Source organism: Kitasatospora sp. NPDC088548 (assembly GCF_044753005.1).
Classification (GTDB): Bacteria; Actinomycetota; Actinomycetes; order Streptomycetales; family Streptomycetaceae; genus Kitasatospora.
On record NZ_JBIVMI010000002.1, the window covers coordinates 71,331 to 95,931 of the forward strand.

The 24,601-nt window shown below is 76.1% G+C and carries 17 protein-coding genes; 7 read left to right on the forward strand and 10 right to left on the reverse strand.

All coding sequences use genetic code 11. The features are described 5' to 3' along the window. Positions 1–38: 38 nt before the first annotated feature. From ACIP82_RS03360 to eccD, 5 genes are all read right to left on the reverse strand, one after another. Positions 39–446 (reverse strand): hypothetical protein, encoded by a 408-nt coding sequence (locus tag ACIP82_RS03360; RefSeq protein ID WP_363611118.1) that lies wholly within the window; start codon positions 444–446, stop codon positions 39–41. Between the two features lie 6 nt (positions 447–452). Next, positions 453–746, reverse strand: coding sequence for a hypothetical protein (locus tag ACIP82_RS03365; protein ID WP_363611120.1), 294 nt, complete (start codon positions 744–746; stop codon positions 453–455). 97 nt (positions 747–843) lie between these two features. Next, a complete protein-coding gene (locus tag ACIP82_RS03370; protein WP_363611122.1) occupies positions 844–1,188 on the reverse strand; it encodes a hypothetical protein in 345 nt (114 codons plus the stop codon). Between the two features lie 132 nt (positions 1,189–1,320). Further along, entirely contained in the window at positions 1,321–2,775 is a 1,455-nt protein-coding gene (eccB, locus tag ACIP82_RS03375) for a type VII secretion protein EccB (RefSeq protein WP_400650404.1), read from the reverse strand. Between the two features lie 81 nt (positions 2,776–2,856). After that, positions 2,857–4,230, reverse strand: coding sequence for a type VII secretion integral membrane protein EccD (gene eccD / locus ACIP82_RS03380; protein WP_363611126.1), 1,374 nt, complete (start codon positions 4,228–4,230; stop codon positions 2,857–2,859). A 282-nt stretch (positions 4,231–4,512) separates the two neighbouring features. On the opposite strand from eccD, the gene eccCa reads away from it, so the two are divergent. From eccCa to ACIP82_RS03395, 3 genes are all read left to right on the forward strand, one after another. Next, a complete protein-coding gene (gene eccCa, locus ACIP82_RS03385; protein ID WP_400651129.1) occupies positions 4,513–8,598 on the forward strand; it encodes a type VII secretion protein EccCa in 4,086 nt (1,361 codons plus the stop codon). Between the two features lie 34 nt (positions 8,599–8,632). Then, entirely contained in the window at positions 8,633–11,752 is a 3,120-nt protein-coding gene (locus ACIP82_RS03390; protein ID WP_400650407.1) for a hypothetical protein, read from the forward strand. Positions 11,753–11,863: 111 nt separating this feature from the next. Then, positions 11,864–12,850 (forward strand): chitosanase, encoded by a 987-nt coding sequence (locus ACIP82_RS03395; protein ID WP_363604916.1) that lies wholly within the window; start codon positions 11,864–11,866, stop codon positions 12,848–12,850. A 46-nt stretch (positions 12,851–12,896) separates the two neighbouring features. On the opposite strand, the gene ACIP82_RS03400 is transcribed toward ACIP82_RS03395, so the two are convergent. Continuing rightward, positions 12,897–13,466 carry a hypothetical protein gene (locus ACIP82_RS03400; RefSeq protein ID WP_400650409.1) on the reverse strand — a complete coding sequence of 190 codons (570 nt, stop codon included), beginning with the start codon at positions 13,464–13,466 and terminating at the stop codon, positions 12,897–12,899. A gap of 386 nt (positions 13,467–13,852) precedes the next feature. Here ACIP82_RS03400 and ACIP82_RS03405 point away from each other — a divergent pair, with 386 nt between their 5' ends. After that, a complete protein-coding gene (locus ACIP82_RS03405) occupies positions 13,853–16,672 on the forward strand; it encodes an AfsR/SARP family transcriptional regulator (protein ID WP_400650411.1) in 2,820 nt (939 codons plus the stop codon). A gap of 97 nt (positions 16,673–16,769) precedes the next feature. Here the strand turns inward: ACIP82_RS03405 and ACIP82_RS03410 are convergent, their stop codons facing one another. Next, entirely contained in the window at positions 16,770–17,543 is a 774-nt protein-coding gene (locus ACIP82_RS03410; RefSeq protein ID WP_363604921.1) for a hypothetical protein, read from the reverse strand. Between the two features lie 510 nt (positions 17,544–18,053). On the opposite strand from ACIP82_RS03410, the gene ACIP82_RS03415 reads away from it, so the two are divergent. Both ACIP82_RS03415 and ACIP82_RS03420 read left to right on the forward strand, forming a co-directional pair. Beyond that, positions 18,054–18,287, forward strand: a complete 234-nt coding sequence (locus ACIP82_RS03415; protein WP_363604922.1) for a hypothetical protein — start codon at positions 18,054–18,056, stop codon at positions 18,285–18,287. Positions 18,288–18,597: 310 nt separating this feature from the next. Then, positions 18,598–21,372, forward strand: coding sequence for a BTAD domain-containing putative transcriptional regulator (locus ACIP82_RS03420; protein WP_400650414.1), 2,775 nt, complete (start codon positions 18,598–18,600; stop codon positions 21,370–21,372). Here ACIP82_RS03420 and ACIP82_RS03425 read toward each other — a convergent pair. From ACIP82_RS03425 to ACIP82_RS03435, 3 genes are all read right to left on the reverse strand, one after another. After that, positions 21,361–21,798 (reverse strand): hypothetical protein, encoded by a 438-nt coding sequence (locus ACIP82_RS03425; protein ID WP_363604925.1) that lies wholly within the window; start codon positions 21,796–21,798, stop codon positions 21,361–21,363. The two genes, ACIP82_RS03420 and ACIP82_RS03425, sit on opposite strands and share 12 nt — an antisense overlap. Before the next feature lie 139 nt (positions 21,799–21,937). Continuing rightward, complete coding sequence (locus ACIP82_RS03430) at positions 21,938–22,144, reverse strand: ferredoxin (protein WP_400650417.1); 207 nt, start codon at positions 22,142–22,144, stop codon at positions 21,938–21,940. Between the two features lie 7 nt (positions 22,145–22,151). Continuing rightward, positions 22,152–23,369, reverse strand: coding sequence for a cytochrome P450 (locus tag ACIP82_RS03435; RefSeq protein ID WP_363604927.1), 1,218 nt, complete (start codon positions 23,367–23,369; stop codon positions 22,152–22,154). Between the two features lie 408 nt (positions 23,370–23,777). Between ACIP82_RS03435 and ACIP82_RS03440 the strand changes: the two genes are divergently transcribed. Next, positions 23,778–24,587 carry a class I SAM-dependent methyltransferase gene (locus ACIP82_RS03440; protein ID WP_363604928.1) on the forward strand — a complete coding sequence of 270 codons (810 nt, stop codon included), beginning with the start codon at positions 23,778–23,780 and terminating at the stop codon, positions 24,585–24,587. Positions 24,588–24,601: the final 14 nt, after the last annotated feature.

Here is a 24,601-nt window from a genome sequence, read left to right on the forward strand (position 1 = left end):
GGCCGGCTCCGCAGTGCTGACCGGAATTCACCGACGAGCTACTTGGCTCCCGCCCCCGGGTTCAGGGTTCGTTCGGCCAGCTGCATGAACTGCGCGTAGTCGAGGGTCTCGTCCATCGCGTTGTTCAGGCGGAGGTCGGCGAGCTGAAGGTCGGTGATCAGCGTGTTCAGCTGATCGACGACGGTGGTCAGAAGCGAGTTGACCGAACCGGTGTAGGCCTTGAGCGCGGCGGCCAGCGTGCCGGGGCTCTTGAAATTGGCGGAGTCGTTGCCCACGAGGATCGGGGTCGAACCCGTCGCGTATCCCCTGAGCTGCTGCACCGGCACGGACTCGTTGATGTCCTTGATGAAGCGTTGGAGGTTGTCCGTGGCGAACGTGCTCAGATAACCGTCGGTGATCTTGACATCGCCGCCGTGCCCGCCGTCGCCCTCGTCATCGTCTGCCACGGTCGATCAGCCCCCGACGTGGTCGAAGTGGCTGCCCGCCCGCATGTCCGCGTCCTTGATGACGTTGCGGATCTCGGTGAGGGCCATGTGGGCCGCGACGATCTTCTTGCCCATCTCCTCGTCGGCGAGGTGCAGCGTGTTCGAGAGGTTCCCGGCCGCCAGCGCGAAGTCACCCACCAGCTCGACGTTGATCTTGGTGTCGAGGTACGACTTCAGGTTGGTCATCGCGTCGTGCATCGTCTTCGCGTGGGCTTCGAGGTCATCGATGGCGCTGTCGATGCCGGCGTAGTGGAGCGACATGTTGCCCATGGTGCGATCCCTTCAAACGGAGTTCTGGTACGGGGAGCGGGCATCGGCCACCGCCTTCCGCGGCAGCCGTGCACGACGTCGGCAAGGCCTAGCGGGGGTTCAGGACGTCCTCGACGTGCTGTCCGGCGCCGCCGCCACCGGAGAAGTTGGCGAGGCCCACCGTGTGCTCGTCGGCCGCGTTGAAGATCTGACCACCGTCGCCGAGCTTCATGTGGAAGGCGTCGTAGTCCTTCTTGACCAGCGCGTACTGCTCCAGCCAGGCGTTGATCTGGTTCTGGAACGCGGTGCTGGCCGCGCCGGAGAAGCTGTCCCGGACGGCCGTGTTGATGTCCTCGATGTAGGCCGCGGTCGTCGACATCTCCGTGTACCGCGCCTCGACCATGGTCCTGATTTCGGCCAGGACCTTCTGGTCGACCGTCGTCTGCTGAGCCACCGCGAGTACCTCCTCCATGAGTGCCGGCCGCACCCGGCCGGCAAGGTGTGCCACGGGCCGGCAGGACCGGCCCGCCAGGGTGAACGGAACGCCGCCGCCGGACGGTTCACCGGCCGCCGGCGGCGCCGCGGCTCACCGCGCGCAGCGGCCCTCGGCGGCGGCCGGGGGCTGCACGATGCCGCCGGCGAGCGGCGCCGGGTCGAGGCTCGGCCCGGTGGGCAGCAGCGAGAGCAGGCGCCCGGGCACCGCGCTCGGGGTGGCCCCGGCGTAGCCGAGGCGTTCGGCCACCGCGGCGGAGGCGAGCGGGTACTTCACGCCCGTGTCGGTGACCAGGTAGAGGGTGGTGCCGAAGCCCCCGCCGGACAGGGCCCGCACCAGGGCGCCGCCACCGGGGCGCACCGCGATCCGGTCGGCGGGCGTGCAGCTGGGGATGACGCCGGGCTGGAGGGCCGGCGGCAGGCCGAGCACGGTGGCCGCGTCCGGGACGACGACGGTGAGGTCCCCTCCGTCGGCCGCCGGGTTCAGGGCCCCGCAGACGGCCTGGCCGCCGGTCGGCGACAGCAGCGCCGGGGGCCGGGCGGGCAGCTCGGCCGGGTTGAGCGCGGCGGTGGCGGCGGGCGGTGCGGAGTGCGCGGCGAGGTCCTCCGCGCCAACGGGGGAGGTCACCACCTGGCCACTGCCGTAGGCGTCCCGCTGGGTGCGCAGATCGCCCTGGAGCAGGGCGAGTTGAGTGGCGGTGACGGGGACGAGGCCCTGCTCGGCGAGCACGTACCGCTCGTCGCCGGTACCGCTGAACAGCTGGCCGATCCGGGTGGCGTGCCCGGCCAGCGTGGGACCGGCCTTCCCCCGGTCGGGCAGGTCGGGGGCGCGCAGGTCCGGTCCGGCCGGGAAGGCGGCGAGGAACGCGGCGGTGACCGGGACGGGCGCGGCGGCGGTGTAGCCGAGGGCCCGGACGGCCCCGCCGGCGGTGTCGAGGGCGAACCGGCGGCCGTGCCAGAGGAGATGGACGCCGCCGTCGGGTGCGCCGACCAGGACGCCCCGGTCGCCGGCGCTCCGGCCGGACTGGCGGGTGCCGACGGCGACGGACAGCTGGGGGGTGGACCGGGCGGCCGCGGAGCCCGCGGTCTGGACGGTGCAGACGAGCCAGTCGGCGCCGCCGACGGCGGCCGGCCCGGGCAGCCCGTCGGGGGCGCCGACGATGCCGATCGGGGTGCCGCGCTCGGCGCTCTCCAGCGAGCGGGCGGAGACCTGGTCGACCTTCAGCTGGTCGCCGGCGAGCAGTTTGGCGCTGGCCTCGTTGAGCACGGGGTGGAGCAGGCCGCCGGCGAAGACGTACCGGGCGCCGGTCTCCTTGACCACCACCAGGGTGCCGGGCTTCTGCCAGCCGGTCGCGCCGCCGGGCTTGATCATGCCGTAGACGCCGGCGCCGGCGCCGATCAGCAGGGCGACGGCCAGACCGATCGCGGCGCCGCGGTTGGTGCGGCCGACGGGGGTGTCGGGGGCGTCCGGCTCGGCGCGGAGCACGCCTGCGGCGACCCGGCTCATCACGAACAGGTGGGCCTGGACCTGGTCGCGTCGGGACTGCATGCGGTGGTCCTCCTCGGTGCGGGGTTCAGGGGGCGGGGAGCGCGGCGCGGTCGCTCGCGCGCCCGGGCGGTGGTGCCCGGTTCAGCCCGCCAGCCCGCGCATCATCTGGTAGAAGCCGAGCACCTGGAGCGCGAGCGGCAGCAGGGCGAGCGCGGCGAGCGAGTGCAGCAGGTCGCCGGCCCGGCCCCAGTAGGGCAGCAGCCGCCGGCCGGGCACCGTCCAGGCGGTCACGGCGAGCGCGGCCGCGGCGAGCAGCAGCACGGTGAACAGGCCGAACCGGCCGGACTGGTCGGTGTCCTGCCCGAACCGCGCGGCCAGCAGGGCGATGCCCAGCGCGCCCGGCAGCAGCACGGCGAGCCGCTGCCGGATGCCCCCGATGTCCCGGGCGTGCAGCAGGAGCAGCACCGACAGGTCGACGGACATCGCGGTCGCGCCCCAGCCGCCGTCCCGGGCGGTGGCGAGCAGGGCGAGGGCGCTCGCGCACACCGTGCCGGCGGCGATGAAGAAGCCGGCCAGGTAGCTGTCGGCGACGAGGCTGCGGGCGAGCACGTCCTCGGCCTCGAAGGGCTCGATCTCCTCCTGGAGCTCGTCGGCGTTGCGGGGCAGCGCGGGCAGCCGCAGGCCGGACAGCTTGAACGCCAGCCCCGGCACGAACGCGCCGAACAGCACGGCGGTGGCGGCGATCACGGCGGCGGAGTGGGTCGTCGGAATGCCGTTGGTGGCCAGCGCGCCCGCGCCCAGGGCGAGCGCGGCCGCCACCAGCAGCCCGGCGAAGAACGGACCGGCCCCGACCAGGGCGAGCGCCAGCACGGTGGCGCCGACCGCCACCGAGCCGCCCGCGAGCAGCCGGGCCGGGCCGGTGACCCCGGGCAGCAGCGCGGCGGCCGCGGCCGCGTAGGCGATGCCGGTGGCGCCGAGCGCGGTACCGGCCGGAGCGTCGCCGACCAGTCTGGTCGCCGCGCCGCCGGCGGCGAGCAGCAGCACGGCGGTGACGGCGGCCGCGGCGCAGCGGGGGCCGTCCGGTCCTGGCTGGGCGAGCAGCAGCAGGCCGCCGGCCAGCGCGACCAGGGCGAGGGCGAGCGCGAAGTGGTGGGTGGCGGCGGGCCGCCAGGAGTCGCCGCGGGCGATGGTGCCGGCCCGGACGCCGTCCACCAGGTCGTCGAAGTGCACCTCGGGCAGTGCTTCCTGGCCCGGGCGGAGGAAGAGCTCCTCGCCGTCGTGCAGTCCGAGCCCCTCCAGGGTGCGCTCCTCGTCCAGCGGCGGGCCGCCGGCGCGCTGGAGCACCCAGCCGGAGTGCTCGGTGCCGCCCTCCTCGACGGCGGAGCCGGCGTAGCCGAGGACGGCGGGCAGCAGGTCGGCGAGGACGACGTCGCCGGGGAGGGCGAGTTCGAACGCGGCCTCGGGGGCGCGGAACCTCAGCCGGACCAGCCCTGCCGCCACCGTGGTACCGCTCACCTGTCGCGCCCTCCCGTGGAGCCCCGGCCTGCCCGGTCTCCCGTTGAACAACTACGGGCGGCGCGGGGCGGACGGTTCACCGGCCCCGGCCCCCGGTTCCGCGCGCACCCCCGGTGAACCGCCGGGGCCCCGCGGGCCGTACGCCTGAGTGCGGCCCGGCCTCAGGGCTTGTCCGAGCCTCCGGGCCCACCGCCACCCAGCGGCGTCACCGGCGCCGCGAGAGGAGAACCCCCGTTGAGCGTGGTCGTGGTCGACCGTCCGCCCCGGCGCCCCGGACCGGCGATGCCGGACGGCGAGCTCCAGTTGCAGGAGCCGCCGGTCCTGCCGGAGCAGCAGAGCGGCATGTCCAACATGATCGCCATGGCGCCGATGGCGCTCAGCTCGCTCTCGATGGTGATGATCTTCCTCAACCCGCAGTCCAACGGCGGGCCGCTCACCTACGTGGCGATGGGCATGATGGGCCTGTCCGCCGTCGGCATGCTGGTGACCCAGCTGATCCGCGGCGCCAGCGACCGCAAGCGCCAGCTGCGCGGCGAACGCCGGGACTACCTGCGCTACCTCTCCCAGATGCGCCGCCAGGTCCGCCGCCACATCGTCGACCAGCGGCAGGCGCTCGCCTGGCGCCACCCCGACCCGGCCGTGCTCGGCTCGCTGGTCCGCACCTCGCGGCTGTGGGAGCGGCGCGCGGCCCACCCGGACTTCGGCGACGTGCGGATCGCCACCGGCGCCCAGCGGCTGGCGGTCAGGCTGGCGCCGCTGGCCACCCAGCCGGTGGAGGACCTGGAACCGCTGTGCGCGCACGCGCTGCGCCGGTTCATCCACGCGTACGGCTCGATCGCGGACCAGCCGATCGCCGTCCACGTGCGCGGTTACGCCCACATCCTGCTGCGCTGCGAGCACCCCGGGGAGGAGGGCGCCCCGGCCGGTGCGGCCTCCTCCGGCGAACCGGACCAGGCCGGCCCCGGCGGCCTGGTCGGCGCCACGATCGGCGCGCCCGCCGCCGACCCGGACGCCGCCGGAGCGCCGGCCGATCCCGGGCCGGCCCGCGCCCTGGCCCGCGCGATGATCGCCCAGCTCGCCTTCTTCCACGCCCCGGACGAGCTGCGCGTCGCCGCCGCCGTCTCCCCCGAGCTGCGCGAGGACTGGGCCTGGCTGAAGTGGCTGCCGCACGCCCTGCACCCCACCGAGACGGACGGCGCCGGCCCGGTGCGCCTGGTCGCCGACTCGATGCTGGAGCTGGAACAGCTGCTGGGCCCGGAGTTCACCGACCGCCCGCCCTACGAACCGGACGCGCAGCCGGGCCGGGACGAGCCGTTCACGCTGATCGTCCTGGACGGGGTCAAGCTGCCCGCCGGCAGCCGGGCCCTGCTGGCCGGCTACCGCAACGCCGTCCTGCTGGACCTCTCCGGGGCCGTCGAGTGGCAGCACGCGCCGTTCCGGCTGCGGCTGCGGATCAGCGGCGGCCGACTGGACCTGGTCGCCGCCGACCGCAACCGGCGCGACGAGGTCACCCCGCTCGGCCGCGCGGACGCGCTGCTCCTCCCGGCCGCCCGCCGCTTCGCCACGGTGATGTCCCCGTACCGGCTGGGCGACTCGCGCGACGCCTCCGAGCCGCTCAGCACCGACTTCGACCTCACCTCGCTGCTGGGCGTCAACGACCTGTACCAGCACGACGTCGCCCGCAGCTGGGCGGACCGCCCGCGCGGACAGCGGCTGCGGGTGCCGATCGGCGTCGGCGCGGACGGCAACCCCGTCGAACTGGACCTCAAGGAGTCCGCGCAGGGCGGCATGGGCCCGCACGGGATGCTGATCGGCGCCACCGGCTCCGGCAAGTCCGAGCTGCTGCGCACCCTGGTGCTGGCGCTCGCGCTCACCCACTCCTCCGAGACGCTCAACTTCGTCCTGGTGGACTTCAAGGGCGGCGCCACCTTCCTCGGTCTGGACGAACTCCCGCACACCTCGGCGGTGATCACCAACCTGGCGGACGAGGCCGCCCTGGTCGACCGGATGCGCGACGCCCTGCACGGCGAGCTGAACCGCCGCCAGGAGCTGCTCCGCTCGGCCGGCAACTACAGCTCGCTGCTGGACTACGAGACCGCCCGGGCCGGCGGCGCCCAGCTCGACCCGCTGCCGACGCTCTTCATCGTGGTCGACGAGTTCAGCGAACTGCTCTCCGCGCACCGCGACTTCATGGACCTGTTCATCATGATCGGGCGGCTCGGCCGCTCGCTCGGCGTCCACCTGCTGCTCGCCTCGCAGCGCCTCGACGAGGGCCGGATGCACGCCCTGGAGTCCCATCTGTCGTACCGGATCGGCCTGCGCACCTTCTCCGCGATGGAGAGCCGCGGCGTGCTCGGTGTGCCGGACGCCTACCAACTGCCCTCCCAGCCCGGCAACGGCATCCTGCGCAGCGACATCGCCACCCTCACCCGGTTCAAGGCGGCGTACGTCTCCGGCCCGTACCGGCGCCGGCGCGGAGCGGCCCAGCAGGCCGCGGCGGCCGGCCAGATCGTCCCCTACGGCACCGAGTACACCGCGCCGCGCCGGCCCGACCCGGAGGTCGTGGCGGCCGAGGCGGCCCGCCTGGCCGCGGAGGAGGAGAGCACCGCCACCCTGCTGGACCTGGCCGCCGAGCGGATGCTCGACGTCGGCCCGCCCGCCCACACGGTCTGGCTGCCGCCCCTGGAGACGCCGCCCACCCTGGACGAGCTGCTGCCGCCGCTCGCGCCGTCCCCGCACCACGGCCTGGCGCCCGACGGCCGCCCGGCGGTCGGTACCCTGACCGTCCCGGTGGGCGTGGTGGACCGCCCGTTCCAGCAGATGCGCGAACTGCTCACCGCCGACCTCTCGGCCGCCGGCGGCCACGTCGGCATCGCGGGCGGCCCGCAGAGCGGCAAGAGCACCATGCTGCGCACCCTGATCGCTGGCCTGGCGCTCACCCACACCCCGCGCGAAGTCCAGTTCTACTGCCTGGACTTCGGCGGCGGCACGCTCTCCGCGCTGCGCGGGCTGCCGCACGTCGGCGGGGTCACCGGCCGGCACGACCCCGAGCGGGTCGGGCGCACCCTGGCCGAGATCAACACCGTCATCGCCCGCCGCGAGCAGTCCTTCGCCCAGCTGGGCATCGACTCGATGGCCACCTTCCGCCGCCGCCGGGCGGCCGGGGACCCGGCGCTGGCGGACGACCGCCACGGCGACGTGTTCCTGGTGGTCGACGGCTGGAACACCATGCGCCAGGAGTTCATGGACTACCTGCCCGTGCTCACCCTGATCGCCGGACGCGGCCTCAACTACGGCGTGCACCTGGTGGTCACCGCCGCCCGCTGGGGCGAGCTCTCCAGCGGGCTGCGCGACCAGCTCGGCACCCGCTTCGAACTGCGGCTCGGCGACCCGATCGACTCCATGATCAACATGCGGGCCGCCGAGACCGTCCCCCGCGTCCCAGGCCGCGGCCTGACCCAGGACCGGCTGCACTTCCTCACCGCGCTCCCCCGGATCGACGGCCTCGGCGACAGCGAGAGCCTCACGGACGGCGTCGAGGACCTGGTCGACGCCGTCAACGACCACTGGACGGGCCCGGGCGCACCCGAGGTGCGGATGCTGCCGCTGCGGCTCGACGCCGCCACGCTGCCCGCGCCCGAGGGCCGGCTGCGGGTCCCCATCGGCCTGGAGGACACCGCGATCTCCCCGCTCTGGCACGACTTCGAGGAGTCGCCCCACCTGCTGGTGGTCGGCGACAGCGAGAGCGGCAAGACCAACCTGCTGCGCCTGATGGTCTCCGCCATCACCTCCGCCTACACGCCCGCCAAGGCCCGGATCATGCTCGTCGACTTCCGGCGCGGGCTCTACGACAGCGTCCCGGAGGAGTACCGGCTCGGCTACGCCGTCGCCGTGGACGTCCTCCGGCAGGTCGTCAACGGAGCGGCCCGCGCCATGGAGGCCCGGCTGCCCGGGGAGGAGATCACCCCGGCCCGGCTGCGGCTGCGCGACTGGTGGACCGGGCCGGAGCTGTTCATCATCGTCGACGACTACGACCTCATCCCGAGCCAGTCGGGCGCCAACCCGTTCGCCCCGGTCCTCGACCACCTCGCCCAGGGCACCGAACTCGGCCTGCACCTGATCGTCGCCCGCTCGGCGAACGGCATCGGGCGCGCGTACACGGACCAGCTGCTGCGCCGGCTCCAGGACGTCAACACCCCGGTCACCCTGCTCTCCTGCCCGCCGAGCGAGGGCACGCTGTTCGGCAGCGTCAAGCCGCGGGTGCTGCCGCCCGGGCGCGCCCTGCACATCACCCGGCGGCGGGTGGTCCAGGTGCAGACCGGCCTGCTCGCGGAGCCGGAGGAGGGCGGCGACGGGTCCGGGGCGTGAACCGGGGGCCGGGCGGCGTCCGTATACCCGGACGATGAGTCTTTCCCGCACCGGTCCGCCCGCCGGCGACCCCGCACCACCCGCCGCGCCCCGCCGCCGGTTCCCGCGCCTGCGCGGGTCCGGCGGTCCGGTGGCGGCCGTCGCGCCTCCGACCGCCCCGGCCGCCGCCCCGTCGGCCCCGGCCGCGTCGCCCGCGGTGCGGTCCGTGCTGCGCCCGGTCGGGCCGCACTTCGTCATCGCCCCCGCGACCGCCGGCGAGGACGAGCTGTCCGCCGCGGTCGGCGCGCTGCGCCCGGTGCCGGACAGCCTCGTCGTGGTCGCCGCCGCCCCCGACTCGGCCCCCGTGCTGCGCGACCGGATGGCCGACCTCGGCGTCATCGCCCGCTCGCGCGGCGCGGGCACGCTGGTCCTCGCCGCCTCCGGTCTCGCCGCGCTCGCCCCCAACGGCCGCCGCCCCGCCGAGGTGGTCGCCGACCGCGCCGGCGTCCCGGTGATCGCCCCCGACGGTCTGGTGGAGATCACCCCCGACGGCAACCTCAAGGTCGCCGCCCCCGACGGCTCGGCGGAGACCGCCACCTGGTGGCTCTGCGCACCCGGCACCGCGCCGCGCCGCCTGCGCGAGACCGTCGGCGGGGGTGCCGGGCACGCCGCCCCCGCCACGCTCCCGGCACCCCCGCCGACGCCCGAACCCGCGCCGCACCCGCAGCACCCGGCGGCGGTCCGGGTGGCCCGGCTGCCCGCCGGATACTGGCTCACCCATCTGAGCGCCCAGCCCGGCGGGCCGTTCCCGGCGCTCGGCCTCCTCGCCGCCCCGCCCGGCGCGCTGGTGCTGCTGGTCGGCACCCCCGGCCAGCCGGTGCTGCTGCCCGAAGACCTCGCCGAGACCGTCCGGACCCTTCCCGTCGGCGGCGCCGCCCTGCTGCTCAGCGCGCCGTGGGCGGCCCCCGACGAACTCTCCGCGCTCACCGGCACCCTGGCCGCCCGTCTCGGCCGCCCCGTCCAGGCCGCCGTCGGCCTGCCCGTGCACGGCCCCGGCGGCCCCACCTCCCGGACGGTCGACGCCCGCGGCCACGCCGGCTGGGAGCCCTACCTGCTGCGGCTCACCGCCTCGGCCGGGCGCCCCACCGTCCCGTCCGCCTGGCGCAACGGCGGCGCGTCCTGGCAGCCCGCCGGGCCCGCGCTGTTCCAGGCCTTCCCGTACTGGTCCCTGGAGGCCGTGCCCGCCGGGCTCTGGCTGCGCCCCGACCCGCCGCACCTGTGCGCCCCGCGCTTCCGCCGGGCCGACCCGGGCCGCCCGCTGCTCATCGTCGGCGAGCGGGACCGCCCGGTCGGCGCCGAGGTGTGGGAGGAGCTGAGCAGCCTGCTCGACCGGCTCCCGGCCGCCGGGGCGCAGAACTTCGGCCTGCTGGCCCACGGCATCCTGGAGCCGGGCTCCGAGCGGACCGCCCGCTTCATCGCCCGGCTGCACGGCCTGGAGTGGCTGGGCTCCGACCAGCCCGGCGATGCGGCGGCGGGCGCCGAGGCGGTCTCCTACGGCCTCGGGCCCGTCCCCGGCCCGGCCCCCGCGCCGGTGTCCGCCCGGCCGGCCCTGGCCGCCGAGCCGGACCCGCTCACCGCGCCCCGGCCCGTCATCACCACCGGCCGGGTCGCGCCCCTCGGCGCCGCGTCGGAACCGCCCGCCGCGGAACTCACCGCCGGGCAGTCCCCCACGGCGGAGTTCCCCACCGCGGAGTTCCCCACGGCGGAGTTCCCCACGGAGGAGTTCGCCACCGCGGGGTTCCCCGCCTCGCAGGTCCCCCCTGCGGAGTTCCCCACCGCCGTGCCGGAGCCCCCTGCCCCGACGCGGACCTCCTCCGGTCCGCTGGTGTCCACCGGCGGCACCGGCGACGCCCCCCGTGGCGGACCGGAGGCGCCCGGCCCGGCCGGCGCCCCCGGCATCCCCGACATCCCCCGGGTGGCCACCAGCAGCAGCGGAGACGCCCCCGGCGCCGTACCGCAACCGCCCGGGCCCGACCGTCCCGCCGCCTCCGCCACGGCGGGCACCGGCGGCGCGGACGAGCCCGCCACGGGGCTCCGGACCCCGGCCGGGACCGAACCCCCCACCACGGCCACGCCGGAGGCCGAACCGGCTCCGTTGCCGTTCCCGCCTCCGGACCCGCTTCCGCGAACGGGAACGGGAACGGAGCCGGTGCCGGGGCCGGCCCCCGGACCGGACCCCGGCCCCGAGCCCGGCCCCGGGGAACCGGAGCCCTCCGCCCCCGGGCCCGACCCGGAGCCCCTCGCCGTGCACGTCTTCCGGGCCTTCCGGGCCGAGGAGTTCACCGTGCCCGTGGCCGTCAGCAGCCCCGCCGACCGGGAGGCCGTCCGGGCGCTGCTCGGCAGCCACTACCAGCGCTGCGTCGGCCGGGTCGAGGAGGCCGCGACCCGGCTGCCGGGTCTGCGCTCCACCACCAAGGACGACATCAAGGCCGATCTGGCGGCCGTCCTGCTGCACCACGCCGACACCGGTGTCCCGGTGAGCCGGACCGAACTGGCCGCCGAGGCCCGTGCCGGGGGCACCGGCCCGCACCTCGCGTTCCTGAACTGCCTCGGTTCCGGCCTGCGGCGGTTGCCGAGCCACCAGGGTGTGGTGCTGCTCGGCGCGCACGTCGAGCAGGTGGCGGACCTGCTGGCGGCCTATCCGGTCGGCCGCGAGCTGCTGGAGCCCGCACCGCTGGCCGGGCTGACCTCGCCCGCCGTCGAACTCGGCCCGGTCACGGTGGAGTTCGCCGTGCTGTCGGTCACCGCCCGGCGGACTTCCGCCTTCGACTCGGCCGGCGAGGAACCGCAGGCGGTGTTCGCGCCGGGCACCGGCTTCATCGTGGTCGACGTGGAGGCCGCCGACGAGGAGGCCGGCCGCCCCGCCCGGGTCCTGCTGCGCGAGGCGGGCGGCGCGCTGACGGGCGATCCCGCCGAGCGGAACGCCGGCGCGCGGGGCCGGGTGCGCGCCTGGCTGACCCGCCGCGACCGGACGGCCCCGGCGGACCGCCGCCAGGTCAGGCGCCCGGAGCGGTTCCGGCTCACCCCGGGCATCGGGCTTCCGCCGGCCGAGCCGACCGAACCACCTGAGCCGGCCGAACCGGACTCCCCTGCGGAGCCGACCGAGCCGAACTGAACCGCCGTCCCGCACCGGCCCGTTGTCCAGAGCGGGGACACGCGGACGCCTGCGGACCCCGAAGCCCCCTGCCGGTGGAGCCCGGCGGACGAAGACCACCACGGAGTCCCCATGCGGTCCCAGCCTGTCCGGCCGATCCGGCCGGCGTCCCTGCGCGTCGCCCTCACGGCCCTGCTCGTGACCGGCGTCCTCCCGGCCCTGCCCGCCGCCGCGGCGCCGGGCCCCACGTCGAGCCCCACGGCCAAGTCCAACACTCCGAAGCCGCCCGCGACCGGCCGGCCCCACCGGACCACCCAGCCGTCCGGCACCCCCTCCGGCCACCCGTCCGGCTCTCCGTCGCCCTCCGGCCACCCGTCCGGCTCACCGTCCGGTCCCGCCACCGGCTCCGGCGACCTCACCGACCCCCGGCTCAAGGACATCGCCCAGCAGTTCGTCTCCACTGCCGAGAACTCCTCGCTCGACTGGAAGGCCCAGTTCGCCTACCTCGAGGACATCAAGGACGGCCGCGGCTACACCGGCGGCATCGTCGGCTTCTGCTCCGGCACCGGGGACATGCTCGATCTCGTCCGCCACTACCGCGAGTTGAAGCCCGGCAACCCACTGGCCGAGTACCTGCCCGCCCTGGAGAAGGTGAACGGCTCCGCCTCGCACTCCGGGCTGGACCCGGACTTCGCGTCCGCCTGGAAGAAGGCCGCCGCCGACCCGGCGTTCCGCCAGGCCCAGGAGGACATGCGCGACCGGGTCTACTTCAACCCGGCGGTCTCCCAGGCGAAGACGGACGGCCTGCACGCGCTCGGCCAACTCGCCTACTACGACGCCATCGTGATGCACGGCCCGGGCAACAGCGCGGACAGCTTCGGGGGCATCAGGGCCGCCGCGCTGAAGAAGGCGAAGACGCCCGCCCAGGGCGGCGACGAGAAGGCGTACATCGCCGCATTCCTCGACGCCCGCGCCGCCGCCATGCGCACCGAGGCGGCCCACGACGACACCAGCCGGGTCGACACCGCCCAGCGGGTCTTCCTCCAGGCCGGCAACCTCGATCTGCACACCCCGCTGGTGTGGAAGGTCTACGGCGAGACGTTCCGGATCGACAAGTAGGCGCGGGGCGGAGCCGCCGGGACCGGCAGCCCCGCCCCACCCGCGGTCACCAGGGCCGGGCCGGCGCCGTCCGCTCGGCCGGGACGCCGCGGACCGCCTCGCGCCCGACCTCGCGCCCCGTCTCCACCGGACGCGTGCTCTGCCCGCCGACGGTGCCGGGGCCCGGGTCCGAACTGGTCCTGATCCGCGACGCCGACGCCGGCCCCAACGCGGCCCGGCCGGCCGAGGCGCGCTGATCCGTCACCACCCCGGCGGTCCTGCGCACCGCGTCGGTCAGGACCGTGGCCGACTCCAGGGCGTCCAGCCGCAGCACGAAGTTCCGCTCGGTGGGGTCACCGCCCGGCCAGTCGACGTCCTTGCTGCGGACGATCCGGCTGCGGAGCCCGCCCTCCCCCGCCGAGACCGGGCCGGGAATCACCCGGACGTTGGGCCGCCAGCCGGCGCCCCAGCTGTGTTCCAGCGCCAGCGTCCACTCGTCGTCCCGGACGTCGAACCACGCGCCCACCCGGCCGGCCAGCACATTGGTGCCGTACGGGCTGCGGATCACCACCCGCTGGTCATAGTCGGCGTCCTTGCCGATCACCGTGACCCTCCACGGCCCGTTCATACGCAGCACGGCTGTCCTCCCAAGCGTCGGCGCACGAGTGCCGATCGGCCCCGTACCTCCCTCGACGGACCACTCCCCGGCTCCGGTTCACCCGCGCGGCCGCCCCGGCCGCCCCGCACCGGCCGCGCCGGGCCCACCTCCGGAGCCCGCCTGTCGCGTTCATGTAACGAATCGACCTACCGTCGAAGAATTTCCGGTAACGGCCGGGCGTTCACCCGGTGTCCACGAGCCGCCCGACTCCCCGCCCCACGACGGGAAAGTCCGGGTATTCCCGCCACCGCCCGGTCCGACAGGCCCCCCTGACACCGGCTCCGACCTGGCTAGACTGCCGCTGCAACTGCCCGAAGAGGGTCAGAAGAGGGTCAATCGGGGAGATCCGGGCGGGGGAGGCTGAGGTGTTCGTTCGCCTATTGGGGCCGGTCGAGCTGCGGACCGCCGACGGCCGCGTCCTCGAACCCGCCGGAGCCAAGCGCTGCGCCGTACTCGCCCTGCTGGCCATGGAGCTGGGGCGGACCGTCCCGGTGGAGCGGTTCTTCGAGCTGCTCTGGGGCGACGAACCGCCGGCCCAGGCGCGGGCCGCGCTCCAGGGCCACATCGCCGCGCTGCGCAAGCTCTTCGCCGGATCACCGTTCACGCTCGCCACCCGCGCGCCGGGCTACCGGCTCGACGGCGAGGCCCGGCTCGTGGACGCCCTGCACTTCACCCGGCTGTGCGCGCAGGCCGCCGAGGAGAGCGGACCGGAGCAGTGCGAGCAGGTGGACAGGCTGCTCCGCGAGGCGCTCGGCCTCTGGCGCGGCACCGCCCTGGCCAACCTCCCCGAGACCCCGCTGCGCCGCTCCCTCGCCGGCCAGCTGCACGGTGCCCGCACCCGCGCCCTGGAGAGCTGGTCGGCGTACCGGCTGCGGGCCGGCCGGGGTGCGGACGCGATACCGGAGCTCGAACGGAGCGTCCACGCCGACGAGTTGCACGAACCGGTCGCCGCCCTGCTGGTGCGCTGCCTGTACCAGGCCGGACGCTTCCCGGACGCGCTCGCCGTCTACCACCGGGCCCGCCGCCGGCTCGCCGCGGAGCTGGGCATCCCGCCCGGGCGGACGCTGCAGTCCGCCGTCGACGACATCCTGGCCGACGACGCCTCCGCGGCGGCGGCCGGGCGGCCCGGTCCGGCGACCGCCCCCGCCGACGGCACGCGGCCGACGGCCGACGACGGCCAGGTGGCCCGCCTGCTGCCACGCCGCTTCGGCCGGTTCGTCGGCCGCACGGCGGAACTGCGATGGCTGGACACGGAGTGCGGGCCGGACCGCCGCGGCAGCCTGGCCGTGGTGGCCGGCCCGGCGGGCGCCGGCAAGACGGCCACCGTGGTCGAGTGGGCGCACCGCGGCGCCGACGCGTTCCCGGACGGCCAGCTCTTCGCGGACCTTCAGGGCTTCGGCCCCGACCACGACGCCCGGCCGGCCGACGTCCTGGACCGGTTCCTGCGGGCGCTCGGCACCCCGGAGCACGAACTGCCGCCGGACGCGCCGTCCCGGGCCGCGCTCTACCGGTCGCTGACCCGGCAGCGCCGGCTGCTGGTCGTCCTGGACAACGTCCGGGCCGCCGAGTCCATCGCCGATCTGCTGCCGGCCGGACCGGGCTGCGCCACCGTCGTCACCAGCCGCAACTCGCTGGAGGATCTCGTGGTCACCGAGGGCGCCGCTCCGCTCCGGCTCGGCCCGCTGCCCGCCGCCGACGCGCTGCTGCTCCTGGAGCACGCCCTCACCCCGGCCCGGGTCCGCGCCGAACCGGAGGCCGCCGCCCGGCTGGTGGAGCTCTGCGACCGGCTCCCGCTCGCCCTCCGGATCGCCGCCACCCGGCTCGCCGCCCAGCCCGGCTGGGCGATCGCCGAGCTGCTGCCCGAACTCACCGACGAGTCGACCCGGTTGCGGGCCCTGGAGACCCGGGGCACGGTCGGCCTGCGCACGGCCCTCGACCGGACGGTGCGCCGGCTGCCGTCCGTCGCCGAGGGCCTGCTCGCGCTGCTCGCCGCCCACCCCGGCCCGGAGACCGACGCCCACGGGGCGGCCGCGCTGCTGGGCTCCGACACCGGCACCGCCCGCCGCGCGCTCGGTGCGCTGGCCGCGCACCATCTGCTCACCGAGAGCAGCCCGGGCCGCTACCGCCGGCCTGAGCTGATCCGTCTGTACAGCGCCGATCTGCTGGCCGAGCGCACCGAGTACACCAGGACGCTCGCCGTCACCTCGCTGCTCGACCACTGTCTGGCCGCCACCGCCCAGGGCGCCGCCCTGCTCCAGCCCGGCCTGGCCGCCGTCGGACCGCCGTCCGGACCCCTTCCCGGACCGAACGGCCGGCCCGGCCCCCGGTTCACCGGGGTCCGCACCGCGCTGGCCTGGTTCCAGGCCGAGGAGCCCACCGTGCGCGCCCTGGTCGCCCGGGCCGCCGAGACCGGCGACCACGATCGCGCCTGGCGGCTCGCCGACCTGGCCGACCGGCTCTACGAGCCCGCCGGGCGCCCCGTCGACCGGGTGACCTGCCTGCGTGCCGGGCTCCGGTCCGCCCGGCGGACCGGTGAGCAGACCGCCGTCGCGTCGCTGGAGTGCGGCCTCGCCGAGGCCCTGGGCGGCGCCGGCCGCACCGACGAGGCCCAGGCGCTCGCCATCGAGGCCGTCGCCCGCGGCGCCGCCACCGGAGGCGAGATCCGGGTCCGCGCGCTGACCGTCCTCGCGGTCGCGACCGCCGGGCGCGGCGGGATCGCCGAGGGCATCCGGCTGGGCGAGCAGGCGGTCGCCCTGGCCCGCACCCACGGTCCGGCCGGGTACGCGCCGTTCGCCCATGCCCGCACGGCCGACCTGTACGGCCTCGTGGGCGACGGCCCGGCCGCGCTGCGCCACGCCCGCAAGGCCCGCCGGCTGCTCGCCGACCACCCCGAGGCCGCCGGCCACCTCACCGCGATGGCCGCCGAGGCCCACGCCCTGTCCCTGCTCGACCGCCCGGCCGAGGCCGAGCGGGCCTGGCGGGAGACGGTGGAGCGGTGCCGGGACGCGGGCACCGTCCGCCTCCACGCCGCGGCCGAACGCCGCTTCGCGGACTTCCTGGCCGCCTCGGGCCGCCCGGCCGGGGGCGCCGGGCAGCCGCACGGCGCGGTCGCCCCGTCCGGCCGGCCCGGTGGCACCACGGTGGTCCGGCAGTCGGACCGGCGGGCGGCCGATCTGTGCCGCTGACCGCTCACACCTGAGCGGCCGGCGGGGGCGACGCCACTCGGCCCGCACCCCGCCGACGGGCCGCCGTAGCGGCGGTTCGGCCCGGTGGAGCGGAGGTTCAGGCGGTGCGACGCCGGTGCTGGTGCCGCGCGGCGACCAGCACACCCGCGCCGATCAGCACCGCGCCGCCGCCGACACCCGCGATCAGGGCGCCGTCGCCGCCACCGCCGGTGTGCGCGAGGCCCCCGGGGACGGGCCCGGCGCCCTCGGACGGCGGCGCCGGGACGCTCGGGCTCACGGACGGCGAGGGCGACGCGCTGCCGGACGGCGTCGGGCTGGCCGACGGTCCCGGCGTCCGGCTGGACGTCCCGGTGGGCGTGGGCGTCCGGCTCGGGGTGTGCGTGGCGGTCGGCGTCGGAGTGCCGGTGGGCGTGGGCGTCGTGGGCGTCGTGGTCGGCGTGGGGGTGGCGGTCGGCGTGGGCGTCGCCGTCGGGGTGGGTGTCGGCGTGGCCGTCGGGGTGGGGGTCGGCGTGGGCGTGGGCGTCGGCGTGACGCAGAGCGGCACGTCGGCGATCCGCTTCTCGATCTGGGTGTCGGCGAGCTGGTAGCGCCAGGTGTCGCCCTTGCCCGAGTAGCTCACCGTGACCTTCACCGAGCCGTGGCCCTCGACGGTGCCGCGGTACCGCTCGTCACTGCCGGCCCGGGTGAGCGTGTACTCGCCCGAGGAGCGGTAGTTGTTGCCCAGGACCAGGTCCACCCGGCCGGCCTCGGTTCGGCAGCCGACGGTCAGTGAGGCGTCGCTCGGATGCCAGGCGAACGCCGTCCCGGAGCCGGCCACCGCGAGCGCCCCGACCGCGCAGCCGGTCACGACGACGGCTCGAACATGTTTCATCGCGCATCTCCTTCAGGTCCCGCAGGACGCAGTCCCCGGGGCCGGTGGTCACCGGTCCCGCCACTGTCGTCTACGGGACCGAACCGCCCTGCGGTTCAGTCCGCGGCGCCCCCGGACGCCTCCGCCCGTCCCCTCCGCCGCCGCCGCGCCGGCGACGTCCGGCCGGTCCACCGGGTGGTGAACCGGCGACCGCCGACGCGCCGTTGACCAGGGCGGAGGCCGTGGAACAGGTCGGCACCCGGTCCGGAGTGAACACGGTCCGGGCGCCGAACGGCCACCACCGGGCCGCCCGCCGTCGCCCCTGACGCGGTGGGCCTCCCGGAGCACGGACGGGGTGTCCGACGGCCGCCCGCTCACGGCCGGCCGGACACCGCGGGTGCGACCGCACCCGGCGGACCGACCGTGCGCCTGCCGTCCCCGGCCCGCCACTCCCCGACGGGCCGGGGGCACCGCCGTCCGCTCCCGGCCCGCCAGACCCGACCCACCGGACCCGACAAGGAGGCCCCGACCGTGCGCACGCCCCTGCTGGTCCTCGTGGTCCTCGCCCTCGCCGCCGTCTCCGGACCGCACCGGGCCGGACCGGACCCGTCGGTCACCGAACGCCCGCCACAGACCACCGCACGGCACGCGTCCACGCACCACGCGTCCACGCACCACGCAGAAGAGCGCCCGGCCGCGGAGCGCTCCGCCGCCGGCGTCTCCCGCTCCGGCGTCCGGGTGGACCTCTCCCGCCAGGTCCGCTGACCGGGCGGAGCACCGCCCGCTCCCCGGCCCCGGCCCCGGCCCCCGACCCCGTCCGCAGCCCTCCGGCCCCGCACCGGCCGTGAACACCGGGCGCGGCGCCGGAGAACGCCCGGCGAATTGCGGGCGTACATCGGGTGACGCGGCGCGCGCCGGATTCCGCCCCGACCGTGCAACGGCGGGGCCCAGGGCCCAACGACCCGTCCCACCGGCCGACCGGACGGGATGTCAGGCGTGGTTAGACTGCGGCCTGCCTCTCGACGAGGACCAGAAGCGGGGGCTCTGACCTGGGGGAACTGTGTTTGTTCGGCTCATGGGGGCGGTTGAGCTGAGGACGGCGGACGGCCGTACCCTCACCCCGCCCGGCGCGAAGCGGTGCGGGGTCCTGGCCCTGCTGGCGCTCGACCTCGGCCGGACCGTCCCGGTGGAACGGTTCTTCGAGCTGCTCTGGGGCGACGAACCGCCCGCCCAGGCCCGGGCCGCGCTCCAGGGCCACATCGCCGCGCTGCGCAAGCTGATCGCCGGCTCCCCGCTCACCCTGCTGACCCGCACACCCGGCTACCGCCTCGACGGCCCGGCCGACTCGGTGGACGCGCTGCTCTTCGAACACCTCTGCGCCCGGGCCGCCGGGGAGGAGGCCCCGGACGGCGACGAGCGCGCCGCCGGGCTGCTCCGCCAGGCCCTCGACCTCTGGCACGGCGCGGCCCTGGCCAACCTGCCCGACACCACGCTGCGCCACGCCCTCGCCGACCGCCTCGACGAGGGCCGCGCCCGGGCGCTGGAGTCCTGGGCGGAGCGTCTGCTCCGGCTCGGCCGGGGCGCCGACGCGATCCCCGACCTCGACCGCGCGGTGGAGGCCGACGGGCTGCGCGAGCCGCTCTGCGCCCTGCTGGTCCGCTGTCTGCACCAGGCCGGCCGGCTCTCGGACGCGCTCGCCGCCTACCGCCGGGCCCGTCGCCGGCTCACCGCCGAACTCGGGGTCTCCCCCGGCCGGACCCTCCAGTCCGCCGTCGACGACGTCCTCGCGGCCGACCCCCGGGAGCCCGGCCGGGGCCGCGTCCGGCCGGACTCCGGCCCGTCGGCGGCCCGCCAGCTCCCCCGCCGGGCCGCCGGCTTCGTCGGCCGGGCGGCCGAGCGGCGCTGGCTGGACGCCGAGTGCGGAGCCGGCCGCCGCAGCGGCAGCCTGGCCGTCGTGGCGGGCCCGGCGGGCGCCGGCAAGACCGCCACCGTGGTGCAGTGGGCGCACGCCGCGGCCGACGCCTTCCCCGACGGGCGGCTCTTCGCCGACCTGAACGGTTTCGGCCCCGGCCACCGCGCCCAGCCGGCCGACGTCCTGGGCCGGTTCCTGGGCGCACTGGGCGCCCAGGAGAGCGAGCTCCCCGAGGACCTCCCCGCCCGGGCCGCGCTCTACCGCTCGCTCACCGGCCGGCGCCGGCTGCTGGTCGTCCTGGACAACGTCCGCGACGCCGAGGAGGTGGCCGACCTGCTGCCGGCCGGACCGGACTGCGCCACCGTGATCACCAGCCGCAGTTCGCTGGAGGACCTGGTGGTGACCGAGGGCGCCGCCCTGCTGCGGCTCGGCGCACTGCCCGCCGACGACGCCTTCAGCCTGCTGGAGCACCTGCTCACCCCGACCCGGGTGCGCGCCGAGCCCGCGGCCGTCGCCCAGGTCGCCGAGCTGTGCGACCGGCTCCCGCTGGCCCTGCGGATCGCCGCCGCCCGGCTCGCCGCCCAGCCCGGCTGGGGGATCGCCGACCTCGTCCCCGAACTCGCCGACGAGCGCACCCGGTTGCAGGCCCTGGACACCCAGGGCACGATCAGCGTGCGCACCGCGCTCGGCCTGACGATGCGTCACCTCTCCTTCACGGCGCAGAACCTGCTCGCCCTGCTGGCCGTCCACCCCGGGCCCGAGGTCGACGCGCACGCCGCCGCGGCCCTGCTGGGCACCGACCCCGCCGAGGCCCGCCGCGCGCTCTCCTCGCTCGCCGCCCACCACCTGCTCGCCGAGGGCACCCCCGGCCGCTACGGCCGGCACGACCTGATCCGGCTCTACGGCGCCGAACTCCTCGCCGAGCGGCCCGACTCCGAGCGCACCGCCGCCACCCGGGCGCTGGTCGACCACTACCTCACGGTCGCCGCGCACGGCGCCGCCCTGCTCCAGCCGGGCATCGACTGCTTCGGCCCGCCGCCCGCCCTCCCCTCGCCGTCCGGGCCGCGGCTGTCCACCGTCCGGTCGGCGCTGGACTGGTTCCGGGCCGAGGAGCCGACCATCCGCGGCCTGGTCACCTCCGCCGCCGACCTCGGCGACCACGACCGCGCCTGGCGCCTGGCCTACCTGGCCAACTGCCTGTACTACGGCACCGGCCGCCGCACGGACCGGGTGAGCTGCCTGCGGGCCGGGCTGCGCTCCGCGCTGCTGACCGGCGACCCGACCGCCGTCGCGCTGATGGAGGCTTCGGCCGCCCGCGCCCTCAGCGGCACCGGCCGCGCCGAGGAGGCCCACCGGCTGGCCGCCCGGGCGGTCGCCCGGACCGCCGACACGGGCGGGAACGTCCATGTGCACGCCCTCACCGTGCTCGCCGTCGCCACCGCGGCCCGCGGCGAGTTCGGCGAGGCCGTCCGGCTCGGCGAACAGGCGGTCGCCCTCACCGAGGAGCACGGCCTGACCGAGCACGCACCGTTCACCCTCAGCAACACCGCCGCCCTGCACGGCTTCGCCGGCGATGCCGGACAGGCCCTGCGGCGGGCCAGGCAGGCCCGCGCCCTGCTCGCCGACCACCCGGAGGCCACCTTCCAGCTCTCCGCGATGGTCAACGAGGCCCACGCGCTGCAACTGCTCGACCGCCCGGCCGAGGCGGCCCGGGCCTGGCAGCACACGCTGGAGCTCTGCCGCGCGGCCGGCACCGTCCATCTGCACGCCGTGGCCGAGCGCCACTTCGCGGACTTCCTGCTCGACTCCGGCCGCCCCGCCGAGGCCGCCCGGCACCTGCGCACCGCCGCCGGCCTGTCCGCCGGACTCGGCGACACCACCGTGGTCCGGCAGTTGGAGGAGCGGCTGGCCGCACTCAGACCCGCCTTACGGCAGTGACGGGTTCACCAGCTCCGCCAGCAGCGACTGCACCCCGTCCTCGCCGAAACGGTGCACCAGGAGCGCGACCCATTCCACCGCCTCCGCCCGCTCCAGCGGGGTCCAGGTGGCCACGGACGGGTGCTCGTCCACCACCAGCGCCTCGGCGACCAGCCGCAGCCCGTCCGGCACCAGGGGCAGCCTGGTTCTGCCGAGCCCCCGCACGGCCAGCACCCGGGCCGCCCGCGCGACCTCGTACCCGCTCGCCGACGGCACCGCGAGCCCACCGCCGACCGGGAAGTCCAGGCCGTCCGCACCGTCCGGGGCACCCGGGACGCCCGGATCGTCCGGCTCGCCCCGGTCCGCGGCCGACCCGGCCGCCGGCTCCTGGGCGAGCCAGCCCGCGATCAGCTCCCGGGCCTCCCGCTCCCCCGTGATGTCCTCCATGCCCGCAAGCATGCCAGCGCCCCGCTCCATCATCATCACCGTCATGTGAACGAGAACGGCTGTCACCCCGCCCGGCGTTCACCGGTGACGCACGCCCGACGGGAAATGTCCGAGACCCGCCCCTGGGTACCTCCGGGGCTCACGGGTCCTCGACGACGCGGATGACGGCGTTGGGGCAGAGCGCCGCGGCCAGCCGGGCGGCGCGGTGCAGCTCCGGCGGCGGGTGCTTCTCCAGCAGCACGACGGTGCCGTCGTCCTCCGACTGGTCGAAGAGCTCGGGCGCGGTGAGCACACACTGCCCGGCGCCACGACAGCGGTCGTGGTCGATGTCGATCCGGATCTTCATGGTGCGGTCACCCGTCCCAGGTGAGCGGAAGCGCGTGGACGCCGTAGATGGCCATGTCGTGGCGCATCGGCACCTGCTCCGGCGGTACCGCCAGGCGCAGCGTCGGGAAGCGCCGGAAGAGCGCGGGGAAGGCCACCTCCATCTCCACCCGGGCCAGTTGCTGGCCCAGGCACTGGTGGATCCCGTGTCCGAAGGCGACGTGCTGGGAGAGCTCGCGGGTGAGGTCCAGCCGGTCGGGGCTCCGGAAGTGCTCCGGGTCCCGGTTGGCCGCGGCCAGCGAGGCGACCACGGTCTCCCCGGCGCGGACGTGGTGGCCGGCGATGTCCACGTCCTCGGTGGCGACCCGCACCGTGCCGAACTGCACGATGGTCAGGTAGCGCAGCAGTTCCTCGATCGCGTGGCCGGTGAGCTCCGGGTGTTCCCGCAGGTCGCGCAGTTGCCCGGGGTGGGTCAGCAGGGTGAAGGTGCCCAGTGCCAGCATGTTCGCCGTGGTCTCGTGGCCGGCGACCAGCAGCAGACGGCCGATCCCCGCCAGTTCCTCGTCGGTGAGCCCGGACTCCGGGCCGTCGTCCGCCAGCAGGGCGCTGAGCAGGGCGTCGTCGGGGTGCTTCCGCTTCCGGGCCGCCAGGTCGAGCATGTAGTCGCGCAGGGCGTCCCGGGCCGCCAGCGCGGTGTCCTCGTCCACCTCCAGGTTGAGCAGGGTCGAGGTCCAGCGCTGGAACCTGTCGCGGTCGTCGTAGGGCACGCCGAGCAGTTCGCAGATGACCAGGGAGGGGATCGGCAGGGCGAACGTCCGCACCAGGTCCACCGGGGGCCCGACGCGCTCCATCGCGTCCAGGTGGTCGGCGGTGATCTGTGCGATCCGGGGTGCCAGGGCGCGCATGCGGCGCACGGTGAAGTAGCGGGTGAGCATCCGCCGGTAGTGGGTGTGCTCCGGCGGGTCCATGGTGATGAGCAGGCCGGAGCGGGCTCCGACGTCCTCGGGCCGGACCGGGATCCGGCGTACCGGGGAGGAGGCCCGCAGCCGGTCCGAGCTGAACCGGTCGTCCGCCAGCAGGGCGCGGACGTCCTCGTGCCGGGTCAGCAGCCAGCCGGTCTTTCCGTCGGGGAAGGACAGCCGGGCGACCGGATCGTGCGCGCGCAGGTGCCGGTACTCCGGCGGCGGATCGAACGGGCAGGTGCGGTGCATCGGCAGCGTCATCGCCGTGGGCTGGGCTGTACTCATGGAAGGTATTCCCTTCTCCAGCCATTCTGTTGCGCCCCCACTCGCAGGGTAGTACGACTCCCCTCCGTCCGGGAGGTCTCGCCCCCGCCCGGCCCCGGCGCCTCCCCGTGCCCGGGGGCCCTCGTCCCGCACCGGCACGTGCATCGGCACGGGCGCGCACGGCGTCCCCGGCGGCGGCTATCGCTCCTTCTCCCGGGAGAGACGGCCCGGGGACGGCACCGGAAGGCGGGCCGGAACGCTCGACGGCCACCACGACCCCCCGTTCCAGGAGTATGGTTGACGCCTCGTCAACCACCGTACTTGGCGCACCCCATCCGTCACCCTGCGCGTTCGGACGCATACCGGTTTGGGTACGTACCTCAGCGCGCCCGAGGGCCGGGCGGCAAGGCGCGAGGAGACTGGGCACCGATGGATCAGAACCACATTCCCCCGACCGTACGACGGACATACGGCGCGGACGATCTCGCACGAGCGGCCAGCTTCGCGGGGGGCTTCATCAACTTCGGTGACTGGAGCGGAATCGACACCGCATCACCGACCACCGAGGACCGGGTGCACAGTCAGGAGGAGTTGTACCGCCGGGTGTTGCGGGCCTTCCCGGCACCGACCGAGCGGCTGCGGCTGGCCGAGGTCGGCTGCGGGCGGGGGCTGGGTGCGACACTCGCCCTGCGCGAGTTCCGCTTCGCGGCGGTGACCGGGGTGGACATCCACCCGGACCAGATCGAGCGCGCCCGTACGGTCAACGCCAAGGCCATGGCCGTCTTCCCGGACCGGCTCGCCTACGCCCTCGGCTCGGCCGACAAGCTGCCGTTCCCGAACGGCTCGCTGGACGGCGTCTACTCGGTCGAGGCGGCCCAGCACTTCCGCGGGCTGACGGGCTTCGCGCACGAGGCGGCCCGGGTGCTGCGGCCCGGCGGCCGGCTGGTGGTCACCACCTTCTTCAGTTCCGGCCCGGAGGTCGCCGAGCGGTTGAGCATCATGCTCGCCAGCTTCGCCGAGGGCCTGGACGTGGCCCACCCGATCACCGGCTTCACCGCGGACCTCGCCGCGGCCGGCTTCACCGGCGTGTCCGCCGAATCGATCGGAGCGGCGGTCTGGCCGGGCTTCGACCGCTATCTGGAGGGCACCGTCCCGCCCAGCCACTGGTCACGCAACTTCCTCCCCGCCTGGCGCAGCGGCCTGCTCGACTACCACCTGGTCACCGCCGACCGGGCCTGACCACAGCGGACGGC